Origin of the sequence: Corynebacterium sp. H130 (assembly GCF_037572395.1) — a bacterium.
Classification (GTDB): Bacteria; Actinomycetota; Actinomycetes; order Mycobacteriales; family Mycobacteriaceae; genus Corynebacterium.
In genome coordinates this window covers 104731-120081 of record NZ_JBBHLA010000004.1, presented here as the reverse complement: position 1 = coordinate 120081, position 15351 = coordinate 104731, and the positions used below count along the sequence as shown (strand labels likewise).

Below are 15351 nucleotides of genomic sequence, written 5' to 3'. Positions count from 1 at the left end.
AAAAGCCCTCCTCACTGTGTGGGAAGAGGGCTTCGGCGTGTCGCTTAGCGGCTCAGCTTGCGGTGCGTGACGCGCGATGGGCGTGCGGCTTCAGCACCGAGGCGGTCGACCTTGTTCTTTTCGTAGTCCTCGAAGTTGCCTTCGAACCAGAACCACTGGCCTTCAGCGACGTTGCCTTCCCACGCGAGGATGTGGGTACAGGTACGGTCGAGGAACCAGCGGTCGTGGGAGATGACCACGGCACAGCCTGGGAATTGCTGGAGTGCGTTTTCCAGGGACGACAGGGTTTCCACATCGAGGTCGTTGGTTGGCTCGTCGAGGAGGATCAGGTTGCCACCCTGCTTGAGGGTCAGCGCCAGGTTCAGGCGGTTGCGCTCACCACCGGAGAGGACCTTGGAAGGCTTCTGCTGGTCTGGGCCCTTGAAGCCGAAGGCGGACAGGTAGGCGCGGGATGGCATTTCGTTCTGGCCGACCACGATGTAGTCAAGGCCGTCGGAGACAACCTCCCACACGGTCTTTTCCGGATCGATGTTCTCGCGGTTCTGGTCAACGTAGGAAAGCTTGACGGTCTGGCCAACAACAACTTCGCCGGCATCCGGCTGCTCAAGGCCAACGATGGTCTTGAACAGGGTGGACTTACCCACACCGTTTGGACCAATGACGCCAACAATGCCGTTTCGAGGCAGGGTGAACGACAGGTCCTTGATCAGGACGCGGCCATCGAAGCCCTTCTCCAGGTTCTTTACCTCAACAACCTGGTTGCCCAGGCGTGGTGGGGTTGGGATCTGGATTTCTTCGAAGTCGAGCTTCTTGTACTTCTCGGCTTCCGCGACCATTTCCTCGTAGCGGTCCAGACGTGCCTTGTTCTTGGCCTGACGAGCCTTAGCACCGGAGCGAACCCACGCGAGTTCTTCCTTCAGGCGCTTCTGCAGCTTCTGGTCCTTCTTGCCAGCAACCTCCAGACGCTCAGCCTTCTTCTCCAGGTAGGTGGAGTAGTTGCCTTCGTATGGGTAGAGCTTGCCTCGGTCAACTTCACAGATCCAGCCTGCGACGTGGTCGAGGAAGTAGCGGTCGTGGGTGACGGCCAGGACGGCGCCCTTGTAATCGGCCAGGTGCTTTTCCAGCCACAGGACGGATTCTGCGTCGAGGTGGTTGGTAGGCTCGTCGAGGAGCAGCAGGTCAGGCTCGGAAAGCAGCAGCTTTGCGAGTGCGACACGGCGACGCTCACCACCAGAGAGCTGGGTGACCGGGGAATCGGAAGGTGGGCAGCGCAGGGCTTCCATCGCCTGCTCGATCTTGGAGTCGATCTCCCAAGCGTCAGCTGCGTCGAGTTCTTCCTGCAGCTTGCCCATTTCTTCCATGAGCTGGTCGGTGTAGTTGGTCGCCATTTCTTCGGCGATGGCCTCGAAGCGCTGCTTCTTCTCGAAGATCTCACCGAGGCCTTCTTCGACGTTCTCGCGAACAGTCTTTTCCTCGTTGAGTGGTGGCTCCTGGAGCAGGATGCCGACGGTGGCACCTGGATCCAGGAAGGCCTCGCCGTTGGACGGCTGGTCGATGCCGGCCATGATCTTCAGAATCGACGACTTACCAGCACCGTTAGGACCAACGACACCGATCTTGGCACCTGGGTAGAACGCCATGGTGACGTTGTCCAGAATGACCTTTTCGCCGTGCGCCTTACGCACGTTCTTCATCGTGTAGATGAACTCGCCCAAGATGTCCCCTTTTAGTTAAGAGTCAATAGTCACCTAAAGGGTACATGAGCTGATCGGTTTCAGTTAGAAAGGTGGCTCCCCTTTCTCCTCCGGGGCACTGGCCCCCGCCATTGCTGGCTCCATTTCTTTCTCGTGCTCGGAAAGGACCTTCTCTACCTGTTCATCGGTTGGAGTGGAGTCAGGCTGCTGCTCCTGGTCCTTCTTCGTCGGATTTAGCTGGTCCGAACGCATCGGATTGACCACAAACTTGCCAAGGTCTGGGCCGATGTGCGTCGCCTTGAGGACAATGCGGGACTGTTTGATTCCATCCTTGTCCTCCCACTCGTGTGTCACGAGCGTGCCGGTGGCAATGATGTTGATGCCTTTCCACAAGGACATCCTGCAGTTGCGAGCTAGTTCGCCCCAGCACTCGACGCTGATGTAGAGCTGGTCGTAGTTGACCCACTCCTCGCCGACGCGCACAGGCCGCGAGGTCGCCACGCGCATGCGGTAAACGGCTTTGTCCTCCCATGAGTGGAAAGACGGATCGGAAATGATGTTGCCGGTGATAGTAAAGCTGTGTTGAGCCATAGTTCCCCCAAATTGTTTTTCTCGGATGCGTACCAAAGTGGATACGGAAGGAAACTATGGCTGATGTACCTATGGGCGTCGAGAAGCCCGCGCGCTGGGCTGTGGATAACTCGAGTTATCCACAGGTTTAGCGGTCGAAGGTGGCGCTGTAGTAGTCATCGTGAGGATTTTTGCCTTTACTGAAAGATTGCAGTTGGGCGTTGTAGAGGTCGAGATCGTCCTCAAGTTCCTTCACGTTGGACTCCTGTACGGCTGTGGTGTCACGGTCGTAGGTGAACCATTCCCAGATCAGGGCAACCCACACGATGAGCAGCGGGAATTGGCCCGAGCCCCAAGAGATGCCGCCGCCGACCATTTGGTCGCGAAGCAGATCGACGTGCCACGGCAGGCCAAGGTTGGTGTAGAACTCCTCGCCGAGGATGGTGGAATTCATCATCAGATAAACGCCAAAGAAGAGGTGGAACGGCATGGAGAACGTCAGCCACCACAGCTTGGACATTGGGGTGTGCTCCACCGGTCGCTTATCGACGCCAATCAGATCCCAGTAGTACAAGGAACCCGACCATAGGAACACCACGTTCATGATGAGGTGACCAGCATGCTCATCAATCATGATTTCGTACAGTGGCGTGATGTACAGAATGTAGAAGAACACCACGAACTGCACCGTGTTGACGGCTGGGTTCATCAGGAAACGCAGCCACGGATTATCCACCGCTACCTCTAGCCATTCGCGCGGGCCCGGATTGTCGGGATTTGGCTTCAGCGCCTGCAGGAACAGGGTCACAGGACCACCAAGTACCCAGCCGATCGGCACGCCCATGGTCAGAATCATGTGGCCGACCATGTGCATGGAAAACGTTGCCGGCATGTTCATACCGATGCCGGAACATACGGTGAGCAGCAGCGTTAGGCAGCCGAGCAGGAACCAGAAGGTGCGGTGAATCGGCCAATCCTTCACCTTGAACACGGCCCACAGGTACGCGATGGCGAAGATGATGGCAGCTGCACCGAAGAGGATGTCGAAGCGCCACATGGTCCACACGTTCCAGATGGTTGGCTCTTTGAACAGCTTGTATCCGAGCTCAATATCCATGGTGTTCAGGTCAATATTGCGCGGTGGCGGTGGCGGAGTGCGCCCCAGCGAAATAGCAACACCGGTGATCGCGCCCATGACCAGGACTTCTACGATCGCCACGCGCTTGAACAACGCCGGCTGCTCCGGCAGCTTCGGGATCGTCAGCTGGCGGTGCACAAAGCCGAACAGCCCCAACACAATCACGCCGATCGTCTTGGCCAGGATCAGCAACCCATATCCCGTGGTCAGCAGGTCTGTCCAGTGCATGCGAATAGACGTGTTGATCAAGCCAGACACCGCCATCACCACGACGGACACCAGCGCCAGCGTCGAGTAGCGCCTGGTCGCAACGTCCAAGCCGGGGCCTTTTCGACGGCCATGAGCAATGAGCGCCATGAGGCCGCCGACCCACAGCATCATGAAGATCAGGTGCCACAGGTAGGAATTCGTGCCGTAGTCGTGGTCGCCACCGGTTGCGGAGTGTCCCTCCATACCAAGTGGCACGACGGCTAACAATGAACCGACGAGCCACACCGGCTGCATTATCCAGCGGTACGTGGTGAGAGCGCCGATGCCGGTGATGAAGGCGAACGCTGCGGTGACCTGCCATGCCAAGGAGGTAGACACGAGCTCCAGCGCGCGAGGCCATTCGGCAGGATTGACCGTCGCGCTGAGAGGTGCGCCCGAAACATCGGACAGGTACATCGGAACCATAAGCTGCGCAATCACAGCAAAAACCAGGCTGGAAATCGCGCCCGTGCGGGCAGCAACGCTGCCGTCGACGCTCAGCTGAGTTTCCCGCAAATCATTGGTTTGTGGCTTGATGAAGAAAGCCGCTGCCATGAACGAACCGACCGCCAAGGCCGCCACCATGAGTCCCGCCGATCGAAGGAACGGCAGGCCAGCGGTAGTAAGAGGCCCCGGATCCGGGATACCGAGAGCCGCGAGAGACTCCCCGAGGAACACCCAGGAAATGTAAGCTCCCACTACACCGGCAACCGCTGCAAACAGCAAATAGAGCAGCTTAGAGTCCTTGTACTTACCCGTCATGGCTACTACCCTAACCCGCCCGGCACGGTCCCCACCTAATTTGTTCGCAGCCGAGGCAGGTGCGGTAAAGTCTCCTATTGTTCTAAGCGAACAATCCCTCCTTAGCTCAGCGGATCAGAGCAGACGGCTTCTACCCGTAAGGTCGCAGGTTCGAATCCTGCAGGGGGGGCTTTTCTTTTTTCAGGTATATGTTCATAAGTTGTGCGGGGATCCCTGGATGTCACCAGTTTTCAGTTAGGGCGAGCTGCGATCCCCGCGCAACTAAACCCGCAGAAACCACTCAAGGCTTCTGACCGATCTTGCTTTCCAGGTTGAGCTCAGTGCGCGCTTCGTTGTACATCCACTGGATTTCGTGCTTCATGCCCGTCGGTTCGGTGTAGGTCGCCTTGTAGGAGCGTCCTGGAATAAGTTCGTCGATCTTGGAATCTACGCCTGGGAAGTGACGTGCGAGGCCGTCCATGGACCAGCCGATATCGTCAACAGACATCAGCAGACGATCGGCTTTGATGAGGACATCGAGAAGATCTGGGGTTGGGACATAAATCGGGCCTGCTTCAGTGCGGAAGTTGCCGAGGCCCCACACGAGCCTGGAACCGGCCGCGTTGAAACGTGCCTGGTAGAAAACGGCATTTGGGCCAAAGATTTCGTAGCCTGCGTGAATGATGTCATGGCCAACCTGCGCAATGGTCGCAGCCTGGTCTTCGCCCACTTCGTAAGGAACTTCTGGAGACGTGAAGGTTGTCAGTCCGTGCTGCTCGCCAAATTCGCGGAAGTGGCCAGACACTTCCCCGCGGAAGTACTGGGCTTCCTGCTCAGAAAGTGGCTGCCAGCGCCACAACAAGGTCGCTGGATCCACAGCGATCGAAGCAATTGGGTAGGTATCGCATTGGATACTCCCCTGCTCCGATTCAAAGGTGAGGACACCGGAATCGAAGCTCCAGTGGTATTCCTCGCCAAGGTGAGCGGTGAGGAACTCACCGAACATCTCCTGCTTGGTATTCGCAACAAGGGCAGCGTGTTGTCCTACACGACGAATCTCTGGGATCATGCCCGCGAGAGTACCTGATCACACTTAGTTGCGCAGGCTATAAAAGCTATGCGAATTGAGCAACAATCACCCAGCGCCCATCCGTCGGGTCAAACTCAATCCCCATGCCAACTCGGGTATTGCTCGGTTCCATTAGCACTGCTCGGTGTGGTGAAGAGTCCATCCACATGGGCACAGCCATTCCGATCTCCGGCACGCGCGCGATGATTTCCAACTCAGTGCCACTGTGATTGAGTGTGTCGTTGTCCAGCAGCACGCGTGTGTGACCGTACGCCCGGTTAGCGATCCCCTGATCGTAGGAGACTGTTCCGAGACCGCCAGCGATGCGCTGCGAATTGATCTGCCCCAAAACAGTATCCACATTGACATTGCCCGCCACAGGAAGTGGCACTCCCGGAATATGCGGCAGTGAGGATCCAGCTGGCAGCGGTGGAAGCTGAGGCATCTGAGGTATCACAAAGGGAGGCAGCTGGGAGCTTCCCATAACTTGAGCTCCCGCCTGCGGGGTGGCCAACATGAATACTGCAAGTGCGCAGGCAGTGGATCGTTTCAGCAATGAGACTCCCAAGGATGACTACAAAGAGTGACTAATACAACGATAGTCGTCGATAAGCGTGCCCCGCTAAACTTAAGGCGCACAACGAACCAACAAGGAGAACCATGGCACTTCCCAAGCCCAGCCCCAACGCCCGAGCGCTCGTGACGGGAGCGAGCCAAGGAATTGGCATGGCCATGGCCCACGACCTCGCTGACATGGGCCACAATCTGATTTTGGTGGCGCGTCGCGAAGATGTCCTGCAGACCTTTGCAAATGAATTGCAGGAAAAATACGGCATCATCGCGGAGGTGTACGCCTGCGACCTGGCCGAACACGATGCTCGTCGCGCACTCATCGAACACATGAAGTCCCGCGAAATCAACATCCTGATCAACTCCGCGGGTATCGCCTCCTTTGGCAAGTTCATGGATCAGAGCTGGGACTATGAACTCACCCAGTTCCACCTCAACGCCACCGCATGCTTCGAACTCACCCGCGCTGCACTGGACCAGATGCTGCCACGCCGATCAGGTGCGATCTGCAACGTCGGCTCCCTCGCGGGCGACATGGTGATTCCGAACAATGCAACGTACATTTTCACCAAGTCCGGCCTCAACAAATTCACCGAGGCGCTGCACTACGAACTCAAGGGCACCGGCGTGACCTGCACCCTCTTGGCACCAGGCCCGGTGCGCGAAGCCGTGATTCCGGAAGAGGAACAAACAATCGTTGACCGCGTTGTCCCCGACGCCGTGTGGACCACCTACGAGTCCTGCTCCCGTGAGACTCTCGAGGCCATGGCTGCTGGTAAGCGCCGCGTCGTGCCGGGCCCGTTGGCCAAGATCATGGAAGTTGTCACCAACGTCGCCCCGACCCGCGTCATCGCGCCAATCATCGGTGGTTTCTACAAGAAGATGGGCCAGTAGATGGAACCTGTAGCACTGAAAAATGACCGACTCGTCTGGGTTGACCTGGAAATGACCGGCCTCGACCCTTCGCGCCACGCCATCGTCGAGATCGCAGCGCTGGTGACCGACGCGAACCTGAACATCCTTGGCGAAGGCGTCGACCTGGTCATCCACGCCACCGAAGACGAGCTCGCCGAGATGGACGACTACGTCCGTAACATGCACACCAGCAACGGGCTTATCGACGACATCCGCACCTCCACCCTGTCCCTGGAGGACGCCGAGGATGCGGTTCTCGCACTGATCGAAGAGCACTGCTCCCCCGAGCATCCAGCACCACTAGCTGGCAATTCGATCGCAACGGATAGGACGTTTATCCGGGCGTTCATGCCTCGCCTCGACGAAGCATTGCACTACCGCATGGTCGATGTGTCCTCCGTAAAGGAACTCGCCCGGCGCTGGTACCCACGTGTGTACTTTGGGCAGCCGGACAAGGGAATGTCTCACCGCGCGCTGGCCGACATCGTGGAATCCATCCGCGAACTGGATTACTACCGACGTGCAATTTTCGTCGCAGATCCAGGCCCGACTTCCGAGGAAGCAACCGCGTGTGCAACCGCCTCGACCGACGCCTACCAGCGGTTTTTGTAAATTACGCGCTGTGCATTAATATGAACTCCGCTGCTTAAAACAGCGATGGTGGCTGTAGTTCAGCTGGTAGAGCACCAGGTTGTGATCCTGGGTGTCGCGGGTTCGAGTCCCGTCAGCCACCCCTAGTATGAAGCCCCGGACTTTTTAGTCCGGGGCTTTTTGCTGTCTCTTTCCTGTCACTTCCAATAAATCAATGCGCATTGGTACGAACTTTCGCTACCTTGGGTTGAAGGACAGGAAGGTGAATGATGAAGAAATCTGTTATCGCAATGGCTGTCCCCGTGATGCTGGTGGCAGGCTGCGGGTCAAAAGATCCTCAGCCGGAAGCCTCCCCAGGCGCACGGCCGATTACGCTGATTTCCCCAACCCCTAGCCCACAGCCGTCGTCGTCAGAAGTTTCCACCGCACCGACGTCGACGACCATCCCCGAGTCCCCAAAGGCACAAGCTCCCGACAGCATGCCTCGTGATACGAATTTCAATTCTGCTGATGTCGAGTTCGTATCTGAATCAGTTGTGCGTAGTCAGCGCGTAGCCAAGGCCACTGAGCTGTATCTGAAAGCCCCTGGCATTTCGGCAAAGGGCCAAGAGATCGCCAAGCGTCTTTCTGCGCAGCATTCGGCCACGCTCACTTCGCAACAGGAATTGCTGGCGGTGTGGGGTGTCTCCACGCCGGAGGCCATTTTCCCTGCCAATCCAGCGGGCATCCCAACTGAGGCCGAGATTGACCAGATGGGGGCGCTTCATGGCGCGGACCTCGACCGACGCTATGTGGAGATGATGCTAGCCAATTTGGAGGGCTTTGGGCGCTCCGCCCAGCAGCATCTCACGGAGGGTTTCAACCCAGAGGTGCGGGAGGCAGCTGAGCTGACTGTGGCTGAGCTGGAAAAGGAAAAGGCCTCCATGTCGGAGGCCTTGAACTAGGCGTTGCCCTTGCTCCATTCGGACCAAGGAATATTCCAGTCACCGAGTCCGTCATAGCCGGAGAACGGACCACCGATGGTGTTAGAGATGGTGACGATATCTCCGCGCTTGAAGTTCTCCTGGAACCACGCGGCGTTCTCAGTGGAGACGTTCACGCAGCCGTGAGAGGTGTTCTGACTCCCTTGCGCCCACACTGACCATGGTGCGGCGTGGACGAAGATGCCCGAGTAACTGAGCTGCGTCGCGTACTTAACCGGAGTCTTGTAGCCGCCCTCCTTGATGGAAAGACCGAAAGACTCCGAGTCCATGATCATCTCAGGGTATTCATCGCCGACGATGTAAATACCGCTTGGCGTTGGCCACCTGCTGGAACCGAGGGACACCGGCATCGTCTTGATTACCTGGTCGCCGTCGTAAATGGTCATGGTCTTGGTGTTGTCATCAATTTCCGCGGTGTAACCGCCCACGACGGTGAAGTGGGTGGAGTTGTCCTCCCCACCATAAATGCCGCCACCAAGGTCAGCGCCGTAGATTTTGGCGTTCACGTTTACCTTCGTACCTGGAGCCCAGTAGTGCTCCGGACGCCAGCGAACTTCGTAATCGTTCAGCCAGTAAAACGCGCCCTCGACCTTTGGCTCGGTCGTGATCTGAATGGCCTCCTGAGCGGCCTTTCGATCAGTAATAGGCGTCGAAAAGCGCATGCCGATCGTCTGCCCCACGCCAACGTTCGCGCCCTCGAATGGCGAAAGTCGCACGGTTGCAGTGCCCGCCGGAGAAACGGTGGAGAACTTGGAAGTGGACTCGTTGCCACCCGCATCCTTGGCAACCAAGGTGTACGTGCGGTAGTAACCAAGCACTTCCGCGGTGGTCCAAGACTTCTTATCGGCCGACAGCTCGCCCTTGACAACCTTGCCGTCCTGATTCTTCATGACGACCTCAGTAAGGTCTTCGCCTTGCGCTTTTACAACGACAGGCTCGCCGGGGCTCACGTTCTTTGCACCATCATCGACCGAGATGACCGGAGGGAGCTTCTCAACGACGGCAACTTGTGCCTCCGGCGTATGAGCAGAACCGGATCCGTCTTCTCCTCGCTCGATAGTGCAACCCACCAGCGACAACGCCATCACGACCGCGACAGCAACCGCACCGACGGACCTTTTCATTTATCCTCCGCAATAACGCAACAAATATTCCAAACGCTTAACAATGTATCCCCATTCCTCAGATCTTCGTTACTAAAACTCACCCAGTTAGATAACAATTCGGCACAGAATGTTCCCGCCCCAAAAAATGCGTCATGACCAGGCGATTTTGTTTGTTGACCGACTACCTGTTATATTTTTCTTCGTTGCCAACGAGGCCAAGAGCTTCTAAGACAACGATGCGCCATTAGCTCAATTGGCAGAGCAACTGACTCTTAATCAGTGGGTTCGGGGTTCAAGTCCCTGATGGCGCACAATAAGGCCAGGTCAAACGGTATTTTTACTGTTTTGAACCTGGTCTTTTTTGGTGGTTTGCCCTGCTTAGGACAGGAATTAGACTATCACAACCCCCGGCGCGTCTTCGCTGTCCGCGATGCGTTTGGAGGAAGGTTTTAGGGCACGCGTGGGCACGAATTGGGCACGCGGTTTTGGCTCCCTTCGGCACCTACCTTCGGGCAGAGTGCAAGCGAGATACACAGGGCCAGATGGCAACAGATACAAGGCCGAAGACACATTCCCAGATGAACTAGCAGCCTTTGGATGGCTGGCAGATGTTCGCAGGAGCATCGACCTTGGCACATGGACACCGCCACAGGACAAGCCAGTTCCCCCAAAGATTCCCACCGTTGGGGAGTTTGTTCGCCATTGGCTGGAGGTGCAAGCTCCCAACATTCGGGCATCGACGTTGAACACCTACACCGAAGTGTTGTCGAGCAGAGTGCTTTGTCACGAAGGGCTGTGCAAGACCTCTGTGGACAAGCTCACCCCGAAGAAAGTAGCGTCGTGGTGGCAAGACACCGTTACCGCAAACGCTGGCACAGCTCACAGAAACACGAAGGCCTACCAGAAACTAAGGTCGGTGATGCAGCTTGCCGTTGAGTACGGATACATCACGTATAACCCTGTCTACGTCAGAGCAGCGACGAAGCGAAGCAAGCCGCATCGCAAGGAGCTACCCGCCACAGCAGAGCTTCGGGCAATCCTTGACGAAGTACCTCACAGATACCGCTTAATCACCGTTCTTTGCCTGTTTCACGGCCTTAGGATCGGCGAAGCACTTGCACTCAAGGGACAGGATATTAACCCGTCAAACGTGCGTGTACGCGGTACTTTGTCACGGGTTCCCAACGGAGTCGGTGGGATGAAAATGGCTTTGCATCCACCTAAGACAATGGCAGGCTACCGTACCGTACCTGTCCTTCGGGAGTTCCGAAGCATCATCATCGACCACATCAACACATACAACCCCGGCATGGAGGAGTACGCCACGATGACAGACAAAGGCAGTGTTGTCTTCGACACCAGCTACCGAAGCATCTTCAACCGTGCCAAAGACAAGGCAGGAGTTACTTCGGAGATCACGCCACACTACGGGCGTGTGTACCTCATCACCCGGCTTGCCGAAGCCGGTGCCACTCCATCGGAAATAGGCAGGATACTAGGACAGGAGGATACAGCAACCATCGTTGGCACGTACATGCGAGCAAGGGAACACAGGCCACAGGAGTTGATGGACAACCTTAACCTTGGTGACTGATCGCGCCGGGTTTTCCCCGTCGCTCATCTCGAGGGTACGAACGAACACCTGGGGCGGTGTGAGTGAGTAGAACGAGCCTTTTTTCGGTGGCCGACGAAGATCATCATTCTTCGGAGGCCTACTAGGTGACGGAGATGCTTAGTCATCGACGGAACCACTATTCTCCACTACCCCGCCGGGGCTTGGTGCCCGGCGAGGGAATATAACTTAGTTATCCTTGGTCGGCTGGAGCTTGATGGCTCCAGCCTTCCACTGTGGTTGGTCGTTCATACCCAAGGCCAATCCCCAATTGGCCGTTGGATATTCACTCTCCGATGAGACAAGAAAGAATTTTGACCAGGGGATACATAAGGGGAAACTTCGGTCAGAAGTCAAGCCTGTGACCAGCGGTTATATGACCACTTGACCGACTTGACCGAAGCCCCATCGGTCAACTTTCCTAGGTGAATCGCTTCGATTCGGCATCCCATCGCAAGGATGAGTCATCGGACTTCACCATCTGGTTGATGCGATTCTTCACCGTGTTTTCGCTGTATGGCGTGCCATTGGCGTTGTATACGCCTTGCCGGTCCAGCTGGGAGGTGACGTAGCGGAACACATCGGCTTTGGATGTACACGAAGCCGGGGCGCTTCGTGCCAACTCTGCCATTGCAGCCAATGCCTTGTTAGCTTCGGATGCTTCGGGCTTTGCATCCTCCACCCGTTCAGCCTTGCCGTTCTCGTCAAAGCGGATGCGTAGACTCCCACTGTCTCCTACATTGCCTTCGGTGGTCAGCTTCACCGCATCCTTTGACTTCACCACGCCCACGACGTGGCGCATCAATCCGACGATGCCGTTGTTACCCATCGACGCAGCCAACGGGTCACTACCACTTGCCTTGGCACTGTGGTGGATGAACACCACAGGCACCCCGGCGCGGTTAAACCGCTCTGCTACTTCGGTCAATGCCGTAATAGCTTCGGGCTTGTTGATGTCGATGCCACGGCAGACACCTAAGATGTTGTCGATTATGACCAGGCCGACGTTTCCAGCTTCGGCAGCTTCGTAGGACAGCTCTGGTACGCCTTCGATGCCAACGCGGTTGACGAAAGCGTGTTGCAGGTCAACACCCAGGGCTTGCAACCTTCTAACGTTCTCCTTCTCACCATTGGCTTCGGTGGTGACAATTAGGACGTTATTGCAGCTCAAGGCCTTCGCAGGCGAAACACCTATAAAAGGTTCACCGGAGATAAACGAAGCGGCAAGGTTCACTGCAAGTAGCGATTTACCTTGTTTGGGCTTGCCGACGAACATCGTGTAGCTATCGCAGACGAAGCCGGGATAAACCCACTCCTCAAGATCGCCGTTGAGTCTTTGGGCGATGTCATAAGCCGAAGGCGTTGGCAGAATCGAAGCAAAATGCTCATCTACCAGGCGTTGAATGTCCTGGTCGGTGTATGCATCGACGGTCATCGACCACCGCCCACGGTGTCATCTTCGGGCACGTAGAACGTGATGGCAGGGGAATCGCCGTCGCTCCACCCTTCGATTCGCGCCGGGGCGTTGGGGTTGCCGTAGCAGTCAGTGCCCGCCATGCCTTCGGCAAAACCTGCATAGCATTGGATGGGTTGGAGATGTTCCGGGGCGGTCATCACGGCTTCGATGGCACGCTTATCACGCTTGAAATTGTTAAACGCCTTGGTGGCGGGTACTACGTTGCCCACAGAGTGCGTGGAACGCGGAGCGCTCATCGGCTTAACATGGTCCAGCTCCATGAACGTGCTGGCATCGGACTTGTCATTGCTTTGCAACGGGGTTCCGGTGTAGTAGCAGCGATCAATGTCAGCATGGCGTTTCTTGACCATGTACTCCTTCCATTCCCCAGGCGTGAACGGATAGACCCGCTTGCCGTTCCTTCGGAATCGCTTAACCGCAGAGTCAAGACGGCCTTGGACACCGTTGGCTTTTCGGGCACGGTTGCGCTGGCGCTCACTCTGGCATGGCTGGCACTCTCCCGCCTTGCCACGATTGCCCTTCTTATCGTTGGGGAATGCATCGAAGTCGATGACGTCGAAACAGGTCTTGCAAAGGCGCTTGCCTTGCAGTGCGTAGAACTCTCGGAGTTCAGAGAAAGACTTTTTGACTTTAGAAATAGGAATCTCCTTTGTTAGTTGGGTGATGCTGTCAACGTGATATTGGACAGCGTTGGGTGAGGGGGTGTAGTGTCGTGACTACATGATTTTTCGTACCTCCTTGACTTTGTTGTGCTCGGGAAATTGTGGGCGCATGGCAGTGCGCCGCAACTGAAAAATGACAGACTTCTCCTGTGGGCATCGGGGTTCACTGTTCAGTTCTCACATAGCAAGCTAGAACAAGCGTTCGACAGAAACGCAGAGTCTAGCCCTTCAACATTACAGCAACCCCTTTGGCAATATCAAGTCAGAGGGGCGTTTTGTGATGTAAATTACAGACTTTTCCCCCAAAATGTCGAAAACTCCAGGTAGTTCACAATGCAAAATAGTTGGTGAACACCAACCATAAACCTCAGACTCGTACACGAACTGACACCCGCATTACGCTTCGGTGGCACCCCCAGGGCAGGGGTATACCCCCCTGGGGTACGTAGGCCATGCAAGTCAAGACTGCCTTCCCGGAGTTGAGTATGTGCCACCCGCTCAGACATTCCCGATCAAACCTCACCAGAATTGGGACGGCTACAGCATCCCAACTGCAAACGCTCCCCAATACATCCCAAAGGCCACACAGGACAGCAAGCCCAATCCACGCCGCAGGCAAGGCCATCCATCCCACCATCCCGGCGCGAGGACACTATGCCACCCCGAAGCGATGCCATACCCAAACCTGTCCGTTGGACTATGCTTTTGGTTGCCAGTTGTGTCGGCACCGGGGGCTTAACTGTGAGAAGCGGGTCGAATAGCGGAGTTCTCCGCTAGGAGGTGTAAAAATTCCTCTGGGTCTTTAACCGTCAAGCGAATGGGTCTTCCGATATTGCGGTGTAGGAGGATATTTGCAGAACCGGCATGGAATGAAATAGTGCCATCCAGGAAGTGAACCCCAAACGTTTGGGATTCGAGTATGGGGCCCGAGGGAAGGATCTCCGCCCCCTTCAGAGATTCCAAACGAACGTTGCTAACTGGAATGCCAAGAACTGAAATCCGAAGGATTTCATCATTCAGCAACACCCCGACATTAAAGAAAATTGCCAGAGACACTAAAAGACCGCATGTGATAAAGGCGGTTTGATCTCTTCTGGTCAAGAAGTAGACACACAATAAGAGTACTGCGAAGATAAGTACGATCCGACTAAAATTATATCCAAATACTCTTGATCGATAACTTGAACCAGTCATGAATATCACTCAACTTCCTTCCAACTATCTTCATGGGTAGTAAGGCGAAAATCACCACTGTGAGCATCGTGAGGGAGAATGAGGTAATTCCCATGAATAAAGCAATTCCCCCGTGCAAAAACACAGCTGCCAAGATCGCCGTAGATTTCCATTTGTCGGATGCGAAAGTAGCTGCAGCTATGTACAGCTCAACCGCAATAGTGCCCCAAGTGAGAAACGTAATAAAAGCGGGGCTCGCTAAAATCGGAGCAAAGAGGATTTGCCTGAGCCCAGTGAGCCCGAAGAATGGAGAAATAAGGTCATAATAGACTTCAGTCCCATTTGCCCAGTTGTCTACTCTAATTTTTGCGATTGCCGCATTTGCATAAACAAATGCCACCTGAACTTTAAACAGTAAAAATGAATAGAAAGCTAGAAGGTAGCCAAGCCGACGTGTCGGGAATTGCTTGATGATCCATCTTGCCAAACCGAGGGTCAAGCAGAAGATACTCGCGATCAAGCCAATCTGATCGCCTCCGTCTGGAGTGATTGCCGTATTGTGTAGAGAGTAGAAGATCCACGCTACTCCAATAGAGGATGCCCCCAATATAGATGCTAAGCACAGTATCAGGCCTATAACTCTTGCAGCTTCGGGATGATCGCTGAGGATGAAGAACAAGGAAAGCTTGTTTATCCCTTCGAACACTGGATTGGGCACTTCGCCTATAAACCGCGGGGGAACTAGTTTATCCCCGGGCGTAAAAAGGAGTGTGGCACCGGCGCAAGCCGCGAGACCCGACC

14 protein-coding genes and 3 tRNA genes are annotated in these 15351 nt (G+C 55.7%); 8 read left to right on the top strand and 9 right to left on the bottom strand.

Going from position 1 to position 15351, the window contains the following annotated elements; genetic code table 11:
• Positions 1-44 precede the first annotated feature (44 nt).
• The 3 genes from ettA to WG939_RS08680 form a co-directional block, all read right to left on the bottom strand.
• On the bottom strand, positions 45-1715 hold the full coding sequence (gene ettA / locus WG939_RS08690) for an energy-dependent translational throttle protein EttA (RefSeq protein WP_339984785.1): 1671 nt from the start codon (positions 1713-1715) through the stop codon (positions 45-47).
• A gap of 63 nt (positions 1716-1778) precedes the next feature.
• The gene (locus WG939_RS08685) at positions 1779-2285 is read right to left on the bottom strand and encodes a single-stranded DNA-binding protein (RefSeq protein WP_339984783.1); all 507 of its coding nucleotides are present in this window, start codon (positions 2283-2285) and stop codon (positions 1779-1781) included.
• Between the two features lie 127 nt (positions 2286-2412).
• Positions 2413-4413 (bottom strand): bifunctional copper resistance protein CopD/cytochrome c oxidase assembly protein, encoded by a 2001-nt coding sequence (locus WG939_RS08680; protein WP_339984781.1) that lies wholly within the window; start codon positions 4411-4413, stop codon positions 2413-2415.
• A 95-nt stretch (positions 4414-4508) separates the two neighbouring features.
• Here WG939_RS08680 and WG939_RS08675 point away from each other — a divergent pair.
• Positions 4509-4582, top strand: a tRNA-Arg gene (locus WG939_RS08675).
• Positions 4583-4693: 111 nt separating this feature from the next.
• Here the strand turns inward: WG939_RS08675 and WG939_RS08670 are convergent.
• Together WG939_RS08670 and WG939_RS08665 are read right to left on the bottom strand one after the other, a co-directional pair.
• Positions 4694-5461, bottom strand: a complete 768-nt coding sequence (locus WG939_RS08670) for a DUF6882 domain-containing protein (RefSeq protein ID WP_339984779.1) — start codon at positions 5459-5461, stop codon at positions 4694-4696.
• A 46-nt stretch (positions 5462-5507) separates the two neighbouring features.
• Positions 5508-6017 (bottom strand): CAP domain-containing protein, encoded by a 510-nt coding sequence (locus tag WG939_RS08665; RefSeq protein WP_339984777.1) that lies wholly within the window; start codon positions 6015-6017, stop codon positions 5508-5510.
• Positions 6018-6121: 104 nt separating this feature from the next.
• On the opposite strand from WG939_RS08665, the gene cmrA reads away from it, so the two are divergent.
• From cmrA to WG939_RS08645, 4 genes are all read left to right on the top strand, one after another.
• The gene (gene cmrA / locus WG939_RS08660) at positions 6122-6925 is read left to right on the top strand and encodes a mycolate reductase (protein ID WP_339984775.1); all 804 of its coding nucleotides are present in this window, start codon (positions 6122-6124) and stop codon (positions 6923-6925) included.
• Positions 6926-7558: an oligoribonuclease gene (orn, locus tag WG939_RS08655; protein WP_339984773.1), complete on the top strand. Its 633-nt coding sequence runs from the start codon at positions 6926-6928 to the stop codon at positions 7556-7558.
• Between the two features lie 48 nt (positions 7559-7606).
• Positions 7607-7679, top strand: a tRNA-His gene (locus WG939_RS08650).
• A 124-nt stretch (positions 7680-7803) separates the two neighbouring features.
• Positions 7804-8481: a DUF4142 domain-containing protein gene (locus WG939_RS08645; protein WP_339984771.1), complete on the top strand. Its 678-nt coding sequence runs from the start codon at positions 7804-7806 to the stop codon at positions 8479-8481.
• Here WG939_RS08645 and WG939_RS08640 read toward each other — a convergent pair.
• Positions 8478-9644 carry a L,D-transpeptidase gene (locus tag WG939_RS08640; RefSeq protein ID WP_339984769.1) on the bottom strand — a complete coding sequence of 389 codons (1167 nt, stop codon included), beginning with the start codon at positions 9642-9644 and terminating at the stop codon, positions 8478-8480. The genes WG939_RS08645 and WG939_RS08640 overlap by 4 nt on opposite strands.
• 220 nt (positions 9645-9864) lie before the next feature.
• On the opposite strand from WG939_RS08640, the gene WG939_RS08635 reads away from it, so the two are divergent.
• Positions 9865-9937 (top strand) — tRNA-Lys (locus WG939_RS08635).
• A gap of 206 nt (positions 9938-10143) precedes the next feature.
• A complete protein-coding gene (locus WG939_RS08630) occupies positions 10144-11220 on the top strand; it encodes a tyrosine-type recombinase/integrase (RefSeq protein WP_339984767.1) in 1077 nt (358 codons plus the stop codon).
• Between the two features lie 439 nt (positions 11221-11659).
• Here the strand turns inward: WG939_RS08630 and WG939_RS08625 are convergent, their stop codons facing one another.
• Together WG939_RS08625 and WG939_RS08620 are read right to left on the bottom strand one after the other, a co-directional pair.
• Positions 11660-12673, bottom strand: a complete 1014-nt coding sequence (locus WG939_RS08625; RefSeq protein WP_271033568.1) for an AAA family ATPase — start codon at positions 12671-12673, stop codon at positions 11660-11662.
• Complete coding sequence (locus tag WG939_RS08620; RefSeq protein ID WP_271033569.1) at positions 12670-13065, bottom strand: hypothetical protein; 396 nt, start codon at positions 13063-13065, stop codon at positions 12670-12672. The genes WG939_RS08625 and WG939_RS08620 overlap by 4 nt, the downstream gene beginning before the upstream one ends.
• Between WG939_RS08620 and WG939_RS08615 the strand changes: the two genes are divergently transcribed.
• Positions 13048-13371, top strand: a complete 324-nt coding sequence (locus WG939_RS08615) for a hypothetical protein (protein WP_271033570.1) — start codon at positions 13048-13050, stop codon at positions 13369-13371. The two genes, WG939_RS08620 and WG939_RS08615, sit on opposite strands and share 18 nt — an antisense overlap.
• Positions 13372-14530: 1159 nt before the next feature.
• Here the strand turns inward: WG939_RS08615 and WG939_RS08610 are convergent.
• Complete coding sequence (locus tag WG939_RS08610; protein ID WP_197693080.1) at positions 14531-15268, bottom strand: hypothetical protein; 738 nt, start codon at positions 15266-15268, stop codon at positions 14531-14533.
• Positions 15269-15351: the final 83 nt, after the last annotated feature.

Bases quoted from the DNA above. Each gene is read 5' to 3' on its own strand.
- WG939_RS08685 (WP_339984783.1), bottom strand. From the start codon at position 2,285: ATGGCTCAACACAGCTTTACTATCACCGGCAACATCATTTCCGATCCG.
- WG939_RS08680 (WP_339984781.1), bottom strand. From the start codon at position 4,413: ATGACGGGTAAGTACAAGGACTCTAAGCTGCTCTATTTGCTGTTTGCA.
- WG939_RS08670 (WP_339984779.1), bottom strand. From the start codon at position 5,461: ATGATCCCAGAGATTCGTCGTGTAGGACAACACGCTGCCCTTGTTGCG.
- cmrA (WP_339984775.1), top strand. From the start codon at position 6,122: ATGGCACTTCCCAAGCCCAGCCCCAACGCCCGAGCGCTCGTGACGGGA.
- orn (WP_339984773.1), top strand. From the start codon at position 6,926: ATGGAACCTGTAGCACTGAAAAATGACCGACTCGTCTGGGTTGACCTG.
- WG939_RS08645 (WP_339984771.1), top strand. From the start codon at position 7,804: ATGATGAAGAAATCTGTTATCGCAATGGCTGTCCCCGTGATGCTGGTG.
- WG939_RS08640 (WP_339984769.1), bottom strand. From the start codon at position 9,644: ATGAAAAGGTCCGTCGGTGCGGTTGCTGTCGCGGTCGTGATGGCGTTG.
- WG939_RS08625 (WP_271033568.1), bottom strand. From the start codon at position 12,673: ATGACCGTCGATGCATACACCGACCAGGACATTCAACGCCTGGTAGAT.
- WG939_RS08615 (WP_271033570.1), top strand. From the start codon at position 13,048: ATGGCGTTTCTTGACCATGTACTCCTTCCATTCCCCAGGCGTGAACGG.
- WG939_RS08620 (WP_271033569.1), bottom strand. From the start codon at position 13,065: ATGGTCAAGAAACGCCATGCTGACATTGATCGCTGCTACTACACCGGA.